This window comes from Bradyrhizobium retamae, assembly GCF_001440415.1.
Lineage (GTDB): Bacteria > Pseudomonadota > Alphaproteobacteria > Rhizobiales > Xanthobacteraceae > Bradyrhizobium > Bradyrhizobium retamae.
In genome coordinates this window covers 63,024-79,817 of record NZ_LLYA01000002.1, presented here as the reverse complement: position 1 = coordinate 79,817, position 16,794 = coordinate 63,024, and the positions used below count along the sequence as shown (strand labels likewise).

The following is a 16,794-nucleotide window of genomic DNA, read 5'->3' as shown; positions in this document are numbered from 1 at the left end:
GCGCTCAGATCTTGGCAGCAGGCTTCGGTAGTCGTGACGTGATCCGCTCGGGCAGCCGCCGCTCGACGAACAGCGTCCTGACCTCGGCGATGCTGAGGTAGCGCGCCTCGCCTTCGCCCTTGCCGAGGATTTTCAATAGGACCGGCCATTCCCCCTTCATCAGGATGGGATAGTACCAGCGCGCTGCATCGCCGTCGCGCTTGATATTGGCCGCCATAAAGGTGTCGATCTCCTTCGCCGTCAGCCCGAGTTCGATGCCCCCTGAAGGATCTTTGCAGTCCTTGCCGAAGCTGGCGAGCCGGTCGATCTGCTCTTCATGAACCCTCGCTTCGGCATCGAGAATGCGTGAACCGCCGCCATGTTTGTCGAGCGGGCCGTTGCGCAGCTCGTCGAGCACGGCGCCAGACGTTGCGCTCTTGAATACGCGCAGCGGCCCGAGGCCGTTGGCAATGACGGCGACCATCCAGGCTTTCCGTCGCACCTTCTTTTGCTCTGAGCCCATTTCGCCGGTTGCGAAGCCGATTATTTCTGACAGTTGCGAGAGCGGCACGAGGTGGCCGCTGACATAGCCGTTGGCGACCAATGCGCGCAAAAACGGGCAGGGATTGTTGGGCGAAACTGGTAACTGCCCGGCGGGCGCAGCGCCCGGGGCGGTGGCAATGCGTTGGTCCGACATGGCTCCAATCCTCAAAGGCGCCGAATATGAAAATGGCCGTTCCCGACGTGGAGGGGATGACGGTTCTGAAAATGGAATTCGGCGGCGCGCTACGTCAGGGTGTAGGTAAGTTTGGCGGAATTCGACGCCGTGTCAACCGATAGGCTTACACGCTCAGGAATCCGCGGCGAGCTTCGGAGCGGAGTCGACGACGGTCAATCTGCTGAAGGGGATGCCGGCCTTCACGAGGCCGTCGCGAAAATGGGCGATGTCGGACGCCGACTTCCAATGAAAATTCCGCAAGTACCGGTCGACGGTCAGGTTTGGATAGTTGCTCAGCAGCACCTTGGCCGCGTTCTCGGCTTCCGCCGTTCGTCCCAACTGCGCGAGCGCTGCCGCCCGTATCGCCAGAGCCTGTAGATGATTGGGATTGACATAAAGCTCTTCGCGCGACCAGGACAGCGAAGCGTCGTATTGCCCGAGCAGGTAATGGCTGAACGCGTTAACGGCGGCCCACTGATATCGAGGGTCGTTGTTGCCTTGCTGGGCTGCCATCGTAAACAGTTCGATGGCTCGCCGGTGTTCGCCACTCATCAGATGACAAAAGCCGAGCACGCCGCGGGCACCCATGTCGTACGGATTGAGCCCGACTGCGCGCTTTGCGGCATCCATTGCCGCTTCGTAGTGTCCTTCCACTGCGTGCAGATAGGCCAGAATCTGAAACGCGAAAGACGAACGGGGATCGAGCCGGACGCTGCTCTCCGCGAGACACATCGCGGAGTCCCACAATTCGCGCGTGCTCTTGATCCATCCGAACTGAATGCCCTGGATCTGGATGGTGGCGAGATAGGCGCGCGCGATCGACAGCGTCGGATCGAGCGCGATGGCTTCCTTGAACAGGCTGATCGAGGTTTCGTAATCCGCCTTGGTGTGCAGGTAGTAGTAGGACAGCCCCTTGAGGAAGCGATCCCAGGCGGTGATGTCGTTCGAAGAGGAGCGGGGTGGGGCGGAGGCTTCCGCCCTGTAGATTTCGGCCGCGATCGCCGCCGACAGGCTGGTGGTGAGCTCGTCCTGCATCGCGAACAGGTCGCCCATGTCGCGGTCGAACCGGCCAGTCCATAATTGCTCGCCGGTTTCGGGCGCGATCAAGTCGGCGGTGACGCGGATCTTGTTGGCGGCGCGGCGCACCGAGCCCTGGATCAGGTAGGTGGCATCGATCTCGCGCGCGATCAGGCGCGTGCTCACATTCTTGCCCTTGAACGAGAACGTCGAGTTGCGGCTGAGTACCCGATAGAACGATTGCAGTGATAACGCGTGGATAAGGTCCTCGGTCAGCCCGTCGGAAAAATACTCGTCCGCGCTTTCGCTCAAGTTCGTGAACGGCAGCACGCCCACGATCGCGGTGCGATATTGGGCAGGCAGGTTGGTAGCCGATGTCTCGGACGCGGCCTTGGGTGCCGGGCCGACGGCATCGGCCCCCCCGGGCTGCCAGGTCCAGACATGGATCGGCTCCTCGATGTTCTTGAACCGGTAGGGACCGGCGTCGATGAATGTGACGCTGAGGCGCTTGCCCGCTTCATGACAGGCCTTGCCCGAAACCGCCACGCCGCCGGGGGCGGCGACCGATTCGAGGCGCACCGCGATATTGACGTCGTCGCCGAACACCTCGTCCTCGTCGGCCATCACGTCGCCCATGTGGATGCCCATGCGAAACTGCATGGCGCGATCGGCGGGCAGGTGCTCGTTACGTTCCGCCATTACCATCTGCATCGCGACCGCAGCCTCGATGGCGCCGACGATAGAGGGAAATTCCAGGAGGAAGCCGTCGCCGGTGTTCTTCACCAGGCGGCCGCCATGATTGAGGATGATCGGATAGATCGCGCTTCGATGGGCCTTGAACGTGGCATGCGTCCCCGCCTCGTCGGCTCCCATCATTCGGGAGTAGCCGGCGACGTCAGCGCAGACGATGGCTGCCAGGCGTCTTTCCATATCCCTACTATAATCCCCTGCTGCTCAATATCACCCCGGGGCCGGACACGGCCTACATTATCGGTCGCAGCATCCAGTTCGGATGGCGCGGCGGAGCGGCGGCGGCGACCGGGATCAGTGTCGGTTGCCTCGTTCACGTGTTCGGCGCCGCCATCGGCCTGTCGGCGCTGTTGATGGCGTCGTCCGCGGCCTTTGCGGTCCTGAAATGGGTCGGCGCCGCCTACCTGCTGTTTACGGGTGTCCAGATGCTGCTGTCGCGTTCGCGCCCGCTGGCGGAGACTGCCGTGGCAGGCAGCGAGACATCGCTTGCCCGCGTGTTCTGGCAGGGCGCCCTGACCAACGTGCTCAATCCGAAGGTGGCGCTGTTCTTTCTGGCGTTCCTGCCGCAGTTCGTGGCGGCGGAGTCTGCCCACAAGACCCTGGCGTTCCTGGTACTCGGCCTGATCTTCATCACCAGCGGCACGTTGTGGTGCTTTTGCATCGCCGGCTTCGCTGCCCGGGCCGCGGGCCGTATCCGGCAATCGGCCGGCGCGGTGGCGTGGATCAACCGCGCACTCGGCGGGCTGTTCGTCTATCTCGGTATCCGCGTGGCGATGCTGGAGGCGCGCTGATGCTTCAGCCGTGGATTTTCACGAAGGCGCTGCCGGCGAGATAGAGGCCGAGCAAGATCATCGCGATCAGGAACCAGCGGCGGAACACGTCCGGCTGCATGCGATTCCGCACCGCCTGTCCAATGAACATGCCGGCAAACGACGCCACCATCGCGACTGCGCCGGGCAGCGCGGTTGCCGCGGTCAGCAAGCCCGCGGTGGTGAGATTGAAGGCGAGCGCCACCGTGGCGACGGTAAAGAACACGCCGAGCGCCTGCACCAGCTCGTCCTTCTCCATCCCGATCGCCTGCATATAAGGCATCGACGGGATCACCTGAACGCCGGTCGCGGCCGACACCACGCCGGTGATCAGGCCGACGATGCCGCCGATCCATTTCTCGTCGCGGCGTGCGACCTTGAAGTGGAGCTTGCTGAGACCGAGAATCGCGTAGATCACCAGCAGCGTGCCGAGAACGACGGTGCCATAGGGCGCGTAGGGGCCGGTCAAAAGTCCTGCGTTCAGCCAGATGCCGGCGACGGTGCCGGCCATCAGCGGCCACAGCCGCCGCATGATGTCGCGCAAATACGGGCCGCCGAAGGTTTGCCAGATGTTGGTGACGATCGCCGGCACGATCACGATCGCAATCGCCTGCGCCGGCGGCATCGTCACCGCGAGCAGGCCCATCGAGACCGTCGGCAGGCCGAGCCCGATCACGCCCTTGATGAAACCGGCCAGCAGGAAGGCCGCGGCGATGAGAATGAGCATGGAATCGAACATGGGCGGACATTGACCTATCGGCGTATCAGGCACAATCTGGAGATTACGGAGACAGCCTTCGGGAAAAGCGAATGCTGTCTGGCCCGTCGTTGCGAGGAGCGATAGCGACGAAGCAATCCATGCTTCCGCGTGCGGAGAAGTGGATTGCTTCGCTCGCAATGACAGCTCTACAAGGAATCCCCATGCGTTTCGACCTGGTCGATCTTCAGCTCTTCATCGCGGTCGCCGAGACCCGCAGCATCACCAATGGCGCGCACCGGGTCCATCTCGCGTTGGCGTCGGCGAGTGAGCGGATCAAGGGGCTGGAAGAGGCGCTCGGTGTTTTGCTGCTGAGGCGCGGCCGCCGCGGCGTCGAGTTGACGCCGGCCGGCGAAAGCCTGCTCGACCATGCCAGGATCGTGCTCCACAACATCGAGACCATGCGTGGCGATCTCGCCGACTTTGCCCGCGGTATGAAAGCCACCGTCCGTTTCGTCGCCAACACGTCGGGGCTTTCGGAATATCTGCCGAAGACGTTGGCTGCCTTTCTGGCCGCACATCCTCACATTTCGATCGACGTCGAGGAACGCGAAAGCAGCGACATTGCACGCGCCATTGTCATCGGTGCCGCCGATCTCGGGCTTGCCGCCGAACACGCGCTTGCAGACAATATCGAGCGGATGCCGTTCAGCGAGGATCGGCTGGTGCTGGTTGCCGCGCGGAACGACGAACTGGCTAATCGGCGGCAGGTCGATTTCGCCGAAATAGTGGAGCGCGATTTCGTCGGCTTGATCAGTTCGATCGCGCTGCACGCCCATGTCAGCGGACACGCGGCGCGTCTCGGCGCGCGGCTGCGCTTTCGTGCGCGGCTGAACAGTTTCGATGCGATTGGCCAGATGGTCGCCGCCGGCATCGGGATTGGCCTGATGCCTGAAGTCGCGGCAAAGCGATGCGCGCGGTCGATGAAGATCAATGTCATCAGGATCCGGGACTCCTGGGCCAACCGGCGGCTCGTGATCTGCGCGCGGAGCTTTCGGGCGCTGCCCAAGCCCGCGCAGCAATTAGCCGAGCACTTGCGCAAATCTGCGCCACGTTGAACATGCGAGGGAGCGCGAATGCTGACGGTCTGGGGAAGCCCGGCGTTACTTGCCGGTGGCGAGGCCGGCAGCCTTGATGACGCGCGCCCACCTTTGGGCCTCGGTTCCGATGTAGTCGCGAAAATGCCCCGGCGTGTTGCCGGCGACCGTCAGGCCTTGATCTGCAAGCTTCTGCTTCACCTGCGGATCGTTCATCGCCTCGTTGGCGACGCGGTTCAGGGTGGATCAAAGCAGCAGTTCGTCCGTACGTGCGAGCCTGACTGATCGCTGCGTGATCAAGTGGCTCCAGACCCAGTTGTGGTGACGAATGACGCTCGCCGCGTCGAGATGGGGCCGGTCGTTCACAGTGTGGCCGTCGGTCACCACCACAACGTCGTAATGGTTCGAAACGGCCGATCGGACCGTTGCATCGACGCAAAGATCGGTTGCCCACCCCGTGATGAGGATCCGGTCGGGCGCGATTTCCTTCAGGCGCGCGGCGAGATCGGTCTCGGCGAAGGGATCGTTCAGGGTCTTGCGAATGACGATGTCGGCAGCCGCGCGATTCAACTCCGGCAGAAGCGCCCAGCCCGACGTGCCCGGCACGAAATCGTCTTCCGCGCCACTGCAATGCTGTACGAAGATCACCAGGCCTGAACGTTCGCGGATGCTGGCGGCGAGCCGGTTGATGCGCTCGATGATGCCGCTCAGATCGTGCTTCGGTTTCCCATTGAGAAGCCCGACCTGCATATCGACAACGATCAATGCGTCCATCGGGCTCTAGGGTCCTGTGCTCCTAGCCATTCAGCAACTTCAGCGTGGCCTCGTGGACCCGGGCATCGCCGGCGGCGACGATGCGGCCGCCGCGCTGGGCGGGTCCGCCCTCCCAATTGGTGACGACACCGCCGGCTCCGGTGACGATCGGGATCAATGCCGCGATGTCATAGGGCTTGAGTTCGGTCTCGACCACGAGGTCGAGATGGCCGGCCGCCAGCATGCAGTAGGAATAGCAGTCGCCGCCATAGCGCGACAGCTTCACTGCATGTTCGACCCGGCCGAAGATCTCGCGGTCGGCGGCGTTCATCAGCAGCGGACTGGTGGTGAAGGAGGTCGCCTCCTTCAGCGATGCGCAGCGGCGCACCGTCAGCCGGCGCTCGCCCGACGGCCCGGAATAATGCGCCGAGCCGCTATCGCCGGAAAAGCGCTCGCCGATATAGGGCTGGTGCATCATGCCGAACACCGGCGTGCCCTTGTGCAGCAGCGCGATCAGGGTGCCCCAGATCGGAAATCCCGCGATGAAGGATTTGGTGCCGTCGATCGGATCGAGCACCCAGACATAGTCGGCATCCTCGCGCTCGTTGCCGAATTCCTCGCCGACGATGCCGTGCTGGGGGAAATTGGCCTTGATCAGGCGGCGCATGACCGCCTCGGCGGCGCGGTCGGCTTCGGTGACCGGATCGAAATCGTTGGCGCTCTTGTTGTCGATCGAGAGTGAGGTTCGGAAGAACGGCAGGATGGTCTCGCCCGAAGCGGTAGCAAGGCGCCCGATAAACGCTGTAAAATCGATGACCGTCACGGCTGTCCCTTACCGCATTAGAAATGCCGTCTCTTGCCTAGCCCAATCCGGGCTGCCGCGCATCGCTAACGGCACGTTATTCCCATTGTATTGCGAACAGACTTTCGAATCGCTTTCGGAAAGGCTTCGTTTCAGGCGTGGATTTTTGGTTAGCCCGGCCATCACGAAGTCGCGAGTTTTGGCATACCAGCACTGCAGTAAGCACGGAACTGACGCGGTCATTTCCATAAGTCTTTGATGTAACTGGAGTAAAACGCAATGCCCGTCGGTGTTGCCGATGCGCCGGACTGACCCGGTTTGCACCGAAAGAGATCCGAAAACACTTGCCTTTTGTGCAGCGCGGTCGCATATTGTTGCGGTGCGGTAGCGCCTCGCGCTATCGCTGCCCTCCTTGGGCGTTTCCTCCCTAGACTTGGGCCGCTTGTTCATTCAAGCGGCCCTTTTTTCTTTCTGGGTGCACGTCATTCCGGACGTCGCGTAGCGGCGATCCGGACTCTCGAGATTCTCAGGTGCGCAATTGCGCACCATAGTTCACGCTTTGCGGGCCCCGGAATGACGAAGCGTCACTCCGCCGCCGCCTGGAACGGGCCGAGGTCGCCGAGCGGCACCTGTGCCAGCGCGTCCGCCAGCATCGCGAAATCAGTGACCACCTGGGCAAAGCGCGGGCTGCGCTCCCTGCGCCGCTCATCCATGTAGATCGCGCGGTTGAGTTCGAGCTGCACGGTATGCAGGCCGCTCGCAGGGTTGCCGTAGTGCTCGGTAATGAAGCCACCGGCATAGGGCTTGTTGCGGCCGATCGAATAGCCGAGCCCGTTCATGATGTGCTCGACGACATCGGGCAAAAGGCTCGCGCAACTGGTGCCGTAGCGATCGCCGATCACGATATCGGGCCGCCGTGGCTCCTCTCTGGACACGCCGACCGACGGCATCGAGTGACAATCGACCAGAATCACGGTCCCGAACGCCTGATGGGCCTTGTTGATCAGCCGCCGCAACGCGCGGTGGTACGGCTTGTAGAGCGCCTCGATCCGCCCCAGCGCGTCATCGACGGAAAGCCGCTCGCGATAGATTTCCTGCCCGTCGCCGACTACGCGCGGGATGGTGCCGAGGCCGCCGGCCACCCGCATCGAGCGGGTATTGGCAAAGCTTGGCAGACGGCCAGTGAACATCCGCGGATCGAGTTCATAGGGCTCGCGGTTCACGTCGACATAGGAGCGGGGGAAATTGACCCGCACCGTCGGAAAGCCCTGGTCGCTCAGACCGCCGATCAATTCGTCCATGAACGAATCCTCGGACCGGCGCAGCGTGGCGAGGTCGATCCGGGAGGCGTTGAGGAATTCGGACGGGTAGACGGAGCCCGAGTGGGGTGAGTTGAAGATGATCGGTGCCCGCCAGCGCTGCGGCTCCACGATCTCGAAGGGAGGCGACAGTTCGCCATCAAACTGGGTCATCGTCGGGCGCCGTCCCTTGAATGTCCGCATTTCCCTTCGGCCGGCCGGTCATGCGACCGATTCTGCCGGAAGGGCGGGTATTGTAAGGATGCATTGTCCGTAATCGTAATCATTCTGCCAAGCGAAAAAAGCCACGGTTCTCCTGGAAGGTGTCGTAAACGCCTGAAAAGCGCCGCCTTGATCGATCCTGATGCGCGCCGCTACACAAATTGCGCCGCCCGCTGCCGCCAGAAGCCGTTACCTTTCACCCGAAATTTACCCTCTGTCGGGCTTAGTGGGCGCAATGATCCTCCAAGCCAGGTTCAACGACTGACCGCCATGCACAAGATACTCCTCGCCGAAGACGACAACGACATGCGACGTTTCCTGGTCAAGGCGCTGGAAAACGCCGGGTTTCAGGTCTCGCCCCACGACAACGGCATGTCGGCCTATCAGCGGCTGCGCGAGGAGCCGTTCGAGATGCTACTGACCGATATCGTGATGCCCGAAATGGACGGCATCGAGCTGGCGCGCCGCGCCTCGGAACTCGACCCCGACATCAAAATCATGTTCATCACCGGCTTTGCCGCGGTCGCCCTGAATTCCGATTCGGAGGCGCCCAAGAACGCCAAGGTGCTGGCCAAGCCGGTTCACCTCCGCGAACTGGTCAGCGAAGTGAACAAGATGCTGGCGGCCTGATTCGGCGGCTATTTCGTTCGCAAAGGCACCAGAAATTAGTCCCGAGCATCCTTGCCGGGGCGCTTTGGAGCCGATATACGGACCCCACCCAATACGAATAAAGCTGGAGCGGGATGACAGGTCATCCCATTCCGGGGCGCGTAGCTCAGCGGGAGAGCACTACCTTGACATGGTAGGGGTCACAGGTTCGATCCCTGTCGCGCCCACCAGCCTTCGCTTGCTTCGCAGCCACGGCTCGGCAAGCCACGCGGAGGCCGTCAGGTCGAGGCGTGTCCGGCGCAGCTTGAACCTTGAACAAAGTGAAAGCGAAGACGGACCGCTAGTCGCAAACTCACGCCGGTAACCCCGCCTTGAGCAGGCCCGCCTCGTGACGCGCCCGATCGGCCTCCTGTTTGTAGTGCTGGGTGGCCAGATAGGCGGTCACCGAGAAGCCAGGCTCGAGCTTGATAACCTCTGCGGCATGCGCGCCGGCCGCAACGGCGTCGCCCATCTGCGCGAAGGTGGCGGCGAGGAAGGCGTGATGGGTGAAGTCGGGCCGCGTGATCCGCGCGAACGCCTCTGCGGCTTCGGCAAATTTCTCCGCGCAATAATACGCGCGACCGAGATGGCTCCAGAAGCGCTCGGGGTGGAACGGGTTGAGGCGCATTGCCTTCCTGATCCAGTCGATCCCTTCTTCCGGACGCCCCAGCCATGTCAGAAGCTCGCCCTGCTGCACCACGACGATATCGTAGTTGGGATTGAGTGCGAGTGCCCGCTCCTGATGGTAGACCGCTCTGTCATGATCGTCTCGCGTCAGGTTCACCGCGGCCAGGATGCGGTGAACGTCGCTGTCATTGTCATCGAGCGCCAGCGCGATCTGCAACTCGTCAGCCACCTGCTGGAAGGTGGCGTCGCGATCTTCGCACCATCCGTAGACCCAGGTCTGGCCCAGCACGCACGCCTTCCAGGCGTGGGCGTGAGCATAATTCGGATCGAGTGCGATGGCGCGGTCGAGCAGGATCTGGGCCTGCGCATTGTCTTCACGCCGTGAGCGGTGGTGCAGGACTTTGGCGGCGAGCACGCATTCATAGGCCGCCATGTTGTCCGGCCGCTTGCGGTTCGCCCGTTCCTGCGTGGCGGCCTCGACGCGGCCGGGAAGCGTGGCAACGATCGCCCCGGTCACCTCATCCTGGATGGCGAAGATATCCTCGAGCTTCCGGTCATAGCGTTCGGCCCAGACATGCCGGTCGGTTTGCGCGTCGATCAACTGCACGGTGACACGGACGCGATCGCCAGCCTTGCGTACGCTGCCCTCCAGGACATATTCCACGCCGAGTTCGCGTGCGACCTCCTGCACCTTTACGGCTTTGCCCTTATGCACGAAGGTCGAGTTCCGCGAGATGACGAGAAGGTCGCGGAAGCGCGACAGTTCGGTGATAATGTCCTCGGTGAGGCCGTCGGCAAAGAATTCCTGCTCCGGATCACCGCTCATGTTAACCAGCGGAAGCACAGCGATGGACGGCTTTCTGGTAACGGACGTCGCCGCCGAGCTATCCTTGCCACTCTCGGTCGCTGTGGTTGCTGGCTCAAGTCGCACCCGAAAGACGTGGATCGGCCGGCTGATATTCTTGACGCTCTGCTCGCCGAGATCCTCAAATGCGATCTCGTCCAGCCGATCACCGACTTGATCGCGCACCGCCCCCGAGACGCAGATGCCGCCCGGCTCGGCGAGCATCTCGAGCCGCGCCGCGACATTGACGCCGTCGCCAAAAATGTCGTTTTCCTCGATGATGACGTCGCCCAGATTGATGCCGATGCGGAACTGAATCCACCGCGCAGGCGACACGTCGGCATTGCGCCGCATCATCCTGCGCTGGACTTCGGCGGCGCACAGCACTGCGTCGGCAACACTCTGGAACTCGACCAGCAGGCCATCGCCGGTAGTCTTGATAATGCGACCGCGATTCTTGGCGATGGCCGGATCAATGAGTTCAAGCCGATGGGTCTTCAGGCGTGCGAGTGTCCCTGCCTCGTCGACCTCCATCAGCCGGCTAAAACCGACCATGTCGGCGGCAAGGATTGCTGCGAGCCTTCGCTCGGGTCCAGGCGTTTCCATTTTCTCGCCTCGCTGGCAGGCAGTCTAACAGATTTGCCGTGCCGGCCAAGACTGGATGGCCGCCAGCCTCATCCCAATCGATCACCCACTCTAGATTGCAATGATGAGGTAAAATTTCGAAGGAGTTCGTCTCACGCTCGATGATCGGGCAACGCCAACAAGCCTGTAAGAACCGCCGGCGCATTGAGCACCGCGAACTTCTCGCGCGGGCTCAGAAACCCCGCCGCCTCCTCGAACGTTTCGGCATCTTCGATCTTCGCGCGCGCGATCGCGAGATGCGGATCGACGTCGCCGCGCTTCCGCGGCCTTTGTCCGGAGAGGTTGTTCAGGTGTGCTTCGAGCAGGCGAGCATCGTCGAGCAACTCGCGCAGCGGGCAGGGGAGCGACGAATGCGGCGCGCTAGCCAACTCATTGGCGCGTGCCAGCACCGGCGGCGGCGCCGTCTGCTCGGGGGTCCTGAACAAACCGGACCTGCGGTTTGCACCCGGTGACGACGACAGCATCGCGATCGGAATGGAGAGCAATAGACCGAGGATCACCGGCGTCATCCACAGCAGCAACGACAGCGAGACGGCGTAGGCGCTGATGGCCATGGCGATGCCAATCAATGTCGGCACTGAATAGGTGCTGACGATGTCGCGTTGCGCGACCGCGCCATCATCCCGGCGCTGAACCTGCCATCCTGCGTCGCGCCCGAACAGGATTTCGCCGACAGCGGACGACTGGAAGATCATCATGACAGGCGCGGTCAAACCGGAAAGGATTGTCTCGGCTCCGATGCCGCCAAGCACCAGCAGGCCGCCGCCGAACTTCCTGCGCGTGTCGCGATCGGCAAGGAGCACGATGAAGGCCAGCAGCTTCGGCACGATCAGCATTCCCATCGTGCCTGCAAATACCCATGCTGCCAGGACCGGATCCTGCGCCGGCCATTGCGGAAACAACGAGTATCCTTTCGGAAAATATTCGGGCCGTACGAACTGCGCTTGCAACGAGACCAGGATTCCGAAAACAAGAAAGATCAGCCAGAGCGGCGCGGTGAGATATGACCCGATCCCCGTCAGCAGATGAAGCCGCGAGACCCAGTGAAAGCCGCGGGTCGGCAGCAGCGCCAGATGCTGCAGATTGCCCTGGCACCAGCGACGGTCACGCGCGGCAAAATCTGAAAGCGTGGGCGGAGATTCCTCGTAACTGCCGCGGAGGGTCGGCGCCATGTGGATGGCCCAGCCGCCGCGTCGCATCAGCGCCGCCTCGATGAAGTCATGGCTCATGATATGCCCGCCGAACGGCTTGCGTCCGCTGAGTTCGGGTAGGCCTGCATGTTGCGCAAAGGCGCGGACGCGAATGATGGCGTTGTGGCCCCAGTAATTGCCTTCCGAGCCATGCCACCAGGCGATCCCCGCGGCCAGCATCGGACCGTACAGGCGGCCTGCGAATTGCTGCCAGCGCGCGAACAGCGATCTTGCATTGACGATGACCGGTAGCGTCTGAATCAGTGCGACCCTCGGATGCGCCTCCATCGCGGCAACGAGCCGAACGATGCTGTCGCCTGTCATCAAGCTGTCGGCGTCCAGGATCAGCATGCATTCATATTTGGAGCCGAACCGCCTGACCCATTCCTCGATATTGCCCGACTTGCGCGCGGTGTTCTCAGGGCGGTGGCGATAGAAGATTGTTGCGGCGCAGCCGACGTCCTGCCGAAGCTTGAGAAAACATTTTTCCTCGGCGATCCAGATCGCGGTATCGGTGGTGTCGCTCAGCACGAACCAGTCGAACTGCGCGCCGTGTCCGGTCTGCTCGACGGATTCGTAGATCGCGCGCAATCTCGCCAGCACGCGATAGGGGTCCTCATTATATGTCGGCAGCAGCATCGCGGTGCGGCTATGTATCGTGGGCAGAGGCGCGCTGGCGTCGATGCCGAGCTCATCCTTCCTTCTCATCAGCAGCACGAAGAAACCGCTAAGCGCCGACATGAAGGAGAAGGCGATCCATGCAAACAGCAGCACGAACAGCGCAAGGATGATCGACTCCAGGACCGTGACACCCCCGACCCGGAGCACCCGGTACATCTCATAACAGCCTGCCGCGGTCAGGATCGCGGTGCCGGTCAGAACGAAGGCGCGCCGGATCCACATCGGCGCAAAATCGGGCGCTGGCGGCGGCTCGAACCGCCGCAACGCCTGCACCGTCATATCCGTCGGCGATTCCGGAGGAAGGAAACTGGTCGGCGGGATATCCCGCCTTCCGGGCGAGCCGCCGGCCTTCGTCAAGGTGTCCATCGATAAACCCAGACTTCCGATACCGCCTCCTCGTTCTGCATGAGCGATGCGCGGAGTTCGACTGGGGTCTTTTCCTTCAACAACTCGAAGCTCAATCGCCAGCCGCCTGTCGCCGGGTTTGGCTGGGTAACGATGTTCTGAATCTTCGCCTTCTCGGCCGTCACGACACCGCGTAAGTTTTTCGGATCGACGGATTTCAACCGCTCGCCGGTCACGTCGAGCACGAAGAGCGTAGCGTTGTCGCCTCGTGTGCCGATCCCAGTCCGGGAAAATCGTGCCAGGGGGGCTGGCTTTGGAGTATCCGGCCCCCAGTGCAAACGATAGGTGTAGGTGTGTTCGCCCTTGGCCGGCAACGCCGCTTTGGGGCGCCAGAACAATGCGATGTTGTCGTGAATCTCTTCCTTGGTCGGGATTTCAAGCAGCTTCACCTCGCCTTCACCCCAATTGCCGATCGGCTCCGCCCACAGGCTTGGCCGGCGCTCGAAATTCGATTCCAGGTCCTGGTAGGCGGCGAAATCCTTCTGACGCTGCATGAGACCGAAGCCGCGCGGGTTGATATCGGCAAACGAAGAGACCTGAAGGTCGCGCGGGTTGTGCAGCGGCCGCCAAAGCTCCTCGCCGCGGCCGTTGAAAATTGCCAGGCCGTCTGAATCATGCACAGACGGACGGAAGTCGTCGACGTCCTTGCGGTCGTTCGGTCCAAAGAAGAACATGCTGGTCATCGGCGCGAGGCCGGCTTGTTGCAGATCGACGCGCGGATAGATCGCCATTTCGACGTCGAACACGGTGGTGTCGCCGGGGCGGATGGTGAAACGATAGGCGGCGGCGGCACTCTCGCTGTCGAGCAACGCGTGCACAACGATGGAGTTGGCTCCCGGCGCCGGCTTCTCGATCCAGAACGTCTTGAAGAACGGAAATTCTTCGCCCTTGGCTTCGCCAGTGTTGATGGCGAGCCCCCGCGCCGAAAGACCGTACAATTGTCCCTTGGCAACGGCGCGGAAATAGCTTGCGCCGAGAAAGACGCAAACCTCGTCATAATAGTCGGGCTTGTTGATCGGCGCATGAAGCCGAAAGCCGGCAAAGCCGAGATCGACGGCCGGGCCGGGCGGCGCCAGCTCGCCGAATGAAAACAGGTCGGGCCGGTAGGCGATGGGTGCCGCCTGGCCGTCCTTCACCTCGAAGATGTCGACTCGGTTCTTGTAGAAAAATCCGCGATGGAAAAACTGCACCTCGAACGGCAATTTTTCGCCGCGCCACAACGCGCGGTCCGGCAAGAACCGGATCGCCCGATACCGGTCGTAATCGAGATTTGCGAGATTGTCGGGCAGCTTCTCGCTTGGCGCCTTGTAGGCTTTGCTTGCGAGGTCGCGCGCCGTTTGCCGGACGATGGATCGATCGAACGGCGCAGGCTGGGCATGGGCGGCGGGCAAAAGCCCGGGCGCTATGCCGGTTGCCAATGGTAATACGGAAACAGCGAGGAAATCCCTGCGATTCACGAAACAACCTCGCGGTTACTGATGCGGACCATCGGCAACGCAGTGCATATCGGACGGTTCCCCGCGCCGGAATAGAACTGCTGTTTTTTCCCGACTGCCTACGATCCGGTCACGAGCACGCTAGCTTCGCAGCGTATGGCTTATCCGCGTGACCACGTTGTCCCACTGGCGTTTTTCGGAGACGGGATAATTGATCATGACGCAGTTCAGGGTGCCGTTGCCGCGATTGCAGCGGTTGTACCAGACCCGGTCCTTGCGAATGCTGGACACGACGAAGAAATCAGACGTGATCCGCTTATAGATGATGCCGGCAGGCGGCCGCATCTTGGCCAGGAACGTGGCGGGCGAATCGTTGCCGGGATTGGGAACGGACTGAACCGTCAGGTCGGCGCGGCGGTCGTCGGTGAAGAAGCGCCGTCCTGTGCCGCCTTCCGGCGGTCCGGCGTCGACGCTGAAGATCGAGACCGGCATGTCGACGCTGCTCCCGGTGCTCGCGATCACGTATCGCCGCCACTCGGTCTCGCCGGCGAAGGTAAGGGCGGGAGCAAAGATTGCGGCGAGGGCGAGGGCGGCGGTGAGGAGCTGCGCGCGCATGGAACGATCTCCGGTTGGATCAAAACACAATCCAATCGGTAAACGTTCGTTCCACCGCATCGCCGGCTGGTGCAAATCTCGCCTGCGATATGCCGTTTCGTTGTGTGGCCAAACCTCGGGTTCTGACACCGGCGAAGCGGAACGGTGTTAGCCGCTAGCTTCATCACTCGGGCCGTGGTGGGCGGATCAATTGGCCAGCGCCGGCCAGGAAGCCGCTAGCGGATCGCCTAGATCGATAATATGCGGCTTCTTTTCGTCGACAATCCTGAGTTTCTTCTTGAATTGTGGATTGGCATCGAAAAGCGCCAGCAGACCGTGATCTTGCGCCGACCATTTCTCGCGCACCGTACCTTTTCCGCTCTTCTTCGTGCGCGCGATCTGCTTGTTGCGTTCCTTGTTCCAGTCCTCTTCGCGCAGCCGGTCTATTTCCTTCAACGGATACGTTAGGTGTATCTGGAAATTGCCATCCTTGCGCGCCTTCAGCAGCATCTCGAGGCTTTCGCGTTCGGGATTTCCGTGTTCGCCGTCGCCCGAGAACACATAATGCTTCGCGATGATGCGCTCGAAGAAATCCTTGTCGAGATTATTGGAACTTCCGTGATGCGGCACCTTGAGAAGATCGACTTCGATCTTTGTGCCGTTATCCTTGTCGAGCTTGCCCGCTAGTTGCAGCCCTTTGAGAACCTTGTCGCCCCTCGCATCCCCGGTCAGCAACATTCGCTTCTTGTCTACCTCCACGAGCACTACAATGCTCGACAGATTGGGAACGGATTTGTCGACATAGGCCGCGAGAGCCTCTTCGGGCGTCTTTCCTTGCTTCTTGAGATTCTCAAGCCATTTCTGATGGTCTTTGTGCAGCGCCTGAATCTCTTCAAGCATGGGGCCGATGACGGTGACGTCCAGCGAGTTGGCTATCCTAGTCGGCGCCTTGCCTTGTGGCGCGGCGATGAGCTTCCCCCCGAACTCGGTGTTGCGCCCATAGCCGAGCCGATCGGCGTCCTTCCTCAGCCGAAAGCCCTGCGCGATGCTGGCGAGTACTTTCAGGGAACTTCCAACTACTTCCGCGTCCGCGGCGTCATTGCCTCCGGGATTCTGGCCGATGAAGATATCTTCCACGCTTCCGACCTTTTCGTCGGACAGCTCGACCGCTCCGGTGCTGGCCTCCGTCTTGAATGTCGCGTTCACCTTCGCCGTCAATTCCGCTGGCTGACCGCCGATAATATCGTCAAAGCTGTTGTGCCACAGGCTGAACACATTCAGCAGACGCGGCTTGTGCGCCTCCACATTGGCGATTTCTTCCTTGGTGAAATCCAGAATTCCCTGGATATGATCGTCGTCCACATGACTGACCATCAGCACGTCGATCGGTAGCGGATCACTCTTCTTGATCTTGCGCGCGTTGCGGATTTTCATCAACCTCGGCTTGAGATGCGGTGAATAGACGGACCTGGGTCCGCCGTCGATCATGATGAGCCCGGGCTCCTGCTTGGTGCCGAAGTGCAGCAGCAGGCAATCGCCCTTGCGTGCCCGCCGGACGTCCAGACTGAAAATCATGGGGAGC

The 16,794-nt window shown here is 61.8% G+C and carries 15 protein-coding genes and 1 tRNA gene; 4 read left to right on the top strand and 12 right to left on the bottom strand.

Annotated features, from left to right (window positions below; genetic code table 11):
- Window positions 1–4: 4 nt before the first annotated feature.
- Window positions 5–676 carry a hypothetical protein gene (locus tag CQ13_RS02785; RefSeq protein ID WP_057841507.1) on the bottom strand — a complete coding sequence of 224 codons (672 nt, stop codon included), beginning with the start codon at window positions 674–676 and terminating at the stop codon, window positions 5–7.
- A 153-nt stretch (window positions 677–829) separates the two neighbouring features.
- Window positions 830–2,644 (bottom strand): tetratricopeptide repeat protein, encoded by a 1,815-nt coding sequence (locus CQ13_RS02780; protein ID WP_057841506.1) that lies wholly within the window; start codon window positions 2,642–2,644, stop codon window positions 830–832.
- Between CQ13_RS02780 and CQ13_RS02775 the strand changes: the two genes are divergently transcribed.
- On the top strand, window positions 2,626–3,255 hold the full coding sequence (locus tag CQ13_RS02775; RefSeq protein ID WP_057841505.1) for a LysE family translocator: 630 nt from the start codon (window positions 2,626–2,628) through the stop codon (window positions 3,253–3,255). The two genes, CQ13_RS02780 and CQ13_RS02775, sit on opposite strands and share 19 nt — an antisense overlap.
- 4 nt (window positions 3,256–3,259) lie before the next feature.
- Here the strand turns inward: CQ13_RS02775 and CQ13_RS02770 are convergent, their stop codons facing one another.
- Entirely contained in the window at window positions 3,260–4,012 is a 753-nt protein-coding gene (locus tag CQ13_RS02770; RefSeq protein ID WP_057841504.1) for a sulfite exporter TauE/SafE family protein, read from the bottom strand.
- 182 nt (window positions 4,013–4,194) lie between these two features.
- On the opposite strand from CQ13_RS02770, the gene CQ13_RS02765 reads away from it, so the two are divergent.
- A complete protein-coding gene (locus CQ13_RS02765) occupies window positions 4,195–5,088 on the top strand; it encodes a LysR family transcriptional regulator (protein WP_057841503.1) in 894 nt (297 codons plus the stop codon).
- 45 nt (window positions 5,089–5,133) lie between these two features.
- Here CQ13_RS02765 and CQ13_RS42420 read toward each other — a convergent pair whose 3' ends face one another.
- The 4 genes from CQ13_RS42420 to CQ13_RS02750 all read right to left on the bottom strand — a co-directional run bounded on the left by CQ13_RS42420 (window position 5,134) and on the right by CQ13_RS02750 (window position 8,094).
- Window positions 5,134–5,283: a hypothetical protein gene (locus CQ13_RS42420; protein ID WP_156433456.1), complete on the bottom strand. Its 150-nt coding sequence runs from the start codon at window positions 5,281–5,283 to the stop codon at window positions 5,134–5,136.
- A 30-nt stretch (window positions 5,284–5,313) separates the two neighbouring features.
- A complete protein-coding gene (locus tag CQ13_RS02760) occupies window positions 5,314–5,841 on the bottom strand; it encodes an isochorismatase family protein (RefSeq protein WP_057841502.1) in 528 nt (175 codons plus the stop codon).
- Window positions 5,842–5,863: 22 nt separating this feature from the next.
- Window positions 5,864–6,643, bottom strand: a complete 780-nt coding sequence (gene hisN, locus CQ13_RS02755; protein ID WP_057841501.1) for a histidinol-phosphatase — start codon at window positions 6,641–6,643, stop codon at window positions 5,864–5,866.
- A 563-nt stretch (window positions 6,644–7,206) separates the two neighbouring features.
- A complete protein-coding gene (locus tag CQ13_RS02750) occupies window positions 7,207–8,094 on the bottom strand; it encodes an N-formylglutamate amidohydrolase (protein WP_057841601.1) in 888 nt (295 codons plus the stop codon).
- A 318-nt stretch (window positions 8,095–8,412) separates the two neighbouring features.
- Here CQ13_RS02750 and cpdR point away from each other — a divergent pair, with 318 nt between their 5' ends.
- Both cpdR and CQ13_RS02740 read left to right on the top strand, forming a co-directional pair.
- The gene (cpdR, locus tag CQ13_RS02745) at window positions 8,413–8,772 is read left to right on the top strand and encodes a cell cycle two-component system response regulator CpdR (protein ID WP_027539837.1); all 360 of its coding nucleotides are present in this window, start codon (window positions 8,413–8,415) and stop codon (window positions 8,770–8,772) included.
- A 134-nt stretch (window positions 8,773–8,906) separates the two neighbouring features.
- A tRNA-Val gene (locus CQ13_RS02740) sits at window positions 8,907–8,981 on the top strand.
- A gap of 122 nt (window positions 8,982–9,103) precedes the next feature.
- On the opposite strand, the gene CQ13_RS02735 is transcribed toward CQ13_RS02740, so the two are convergent.
- The 5 genes from CQ13_RS02735 to CQ13_RS02715 all read right to left on the bottom strand — a co-directional run bounded on the left by CQ13_RS02735 (window position 9,104) and on the right by CQ13_RS02715 (window position 16,787).
- On the bottom strand, window positions 9,104–10,867 hold the full coding sequence (locus tag CQ13_RS02735) for an adenylate/guanylate cyclase domain-containing protein (protein ID WP_057841500.1): 1,764 nt from the start codon (window positions 10,865–10,867) through the stop codon (window positions 9,104–9,106).
- 131 nt (window positions 10,868–10,998) lie between these two features.
- Window positions 10,999–13,143, bottom strand: coding sequence for a glucans biosynthesis glucosyltransferase MdoH (mdoH, locus tag CQ13_RS02730; RefSeq protein ID WP_057841499.1), 2,145 nt, complete (start codon window positions 13,141–13,143; stop codon window positions 10,999–11,001).
- Complete coding sequence (locus CQ13_RS02725; RefSeq protein WP_082637277.1) at window positions 13,131–14,639, bottom strand: glucan biosynthesis protein G; 1,509 nt, start codon at window positions 14,637–14,639, stop codon at window positions 13,131–13,133. The genes mdoH and CQ13_RS02725 overlap by 13 nt, the downstream gene beginning before the upstream one ends.
- Window positions 14,640–14,759: 120 nt before the next feature.
- A complete protein-coding gene (locus tag CQ13_RS02720) occupies window positions 14,760–15,233 on the bottom strand; it encodes a hypothetical protein (protein ID WP_057841498.1) in 474 nt (157 codons plus the stop codon).
- Window positions 15,234–15,419: 186 nt separating this feature from the next.
- Complete coding sequence (locus tag CQ13_RS02715; protein ID WP_057841497.1) at window positions 15,420–16,787, bottom strand: MBL fold metallo-hydrolase; 1,368 nt, start codon at window positions 16,785–16,787, stop codon at window positions 15,420–15,422.
- Between the last annotated feature and the right edge of the window lie 7 nt (window positions 16,788–16,794).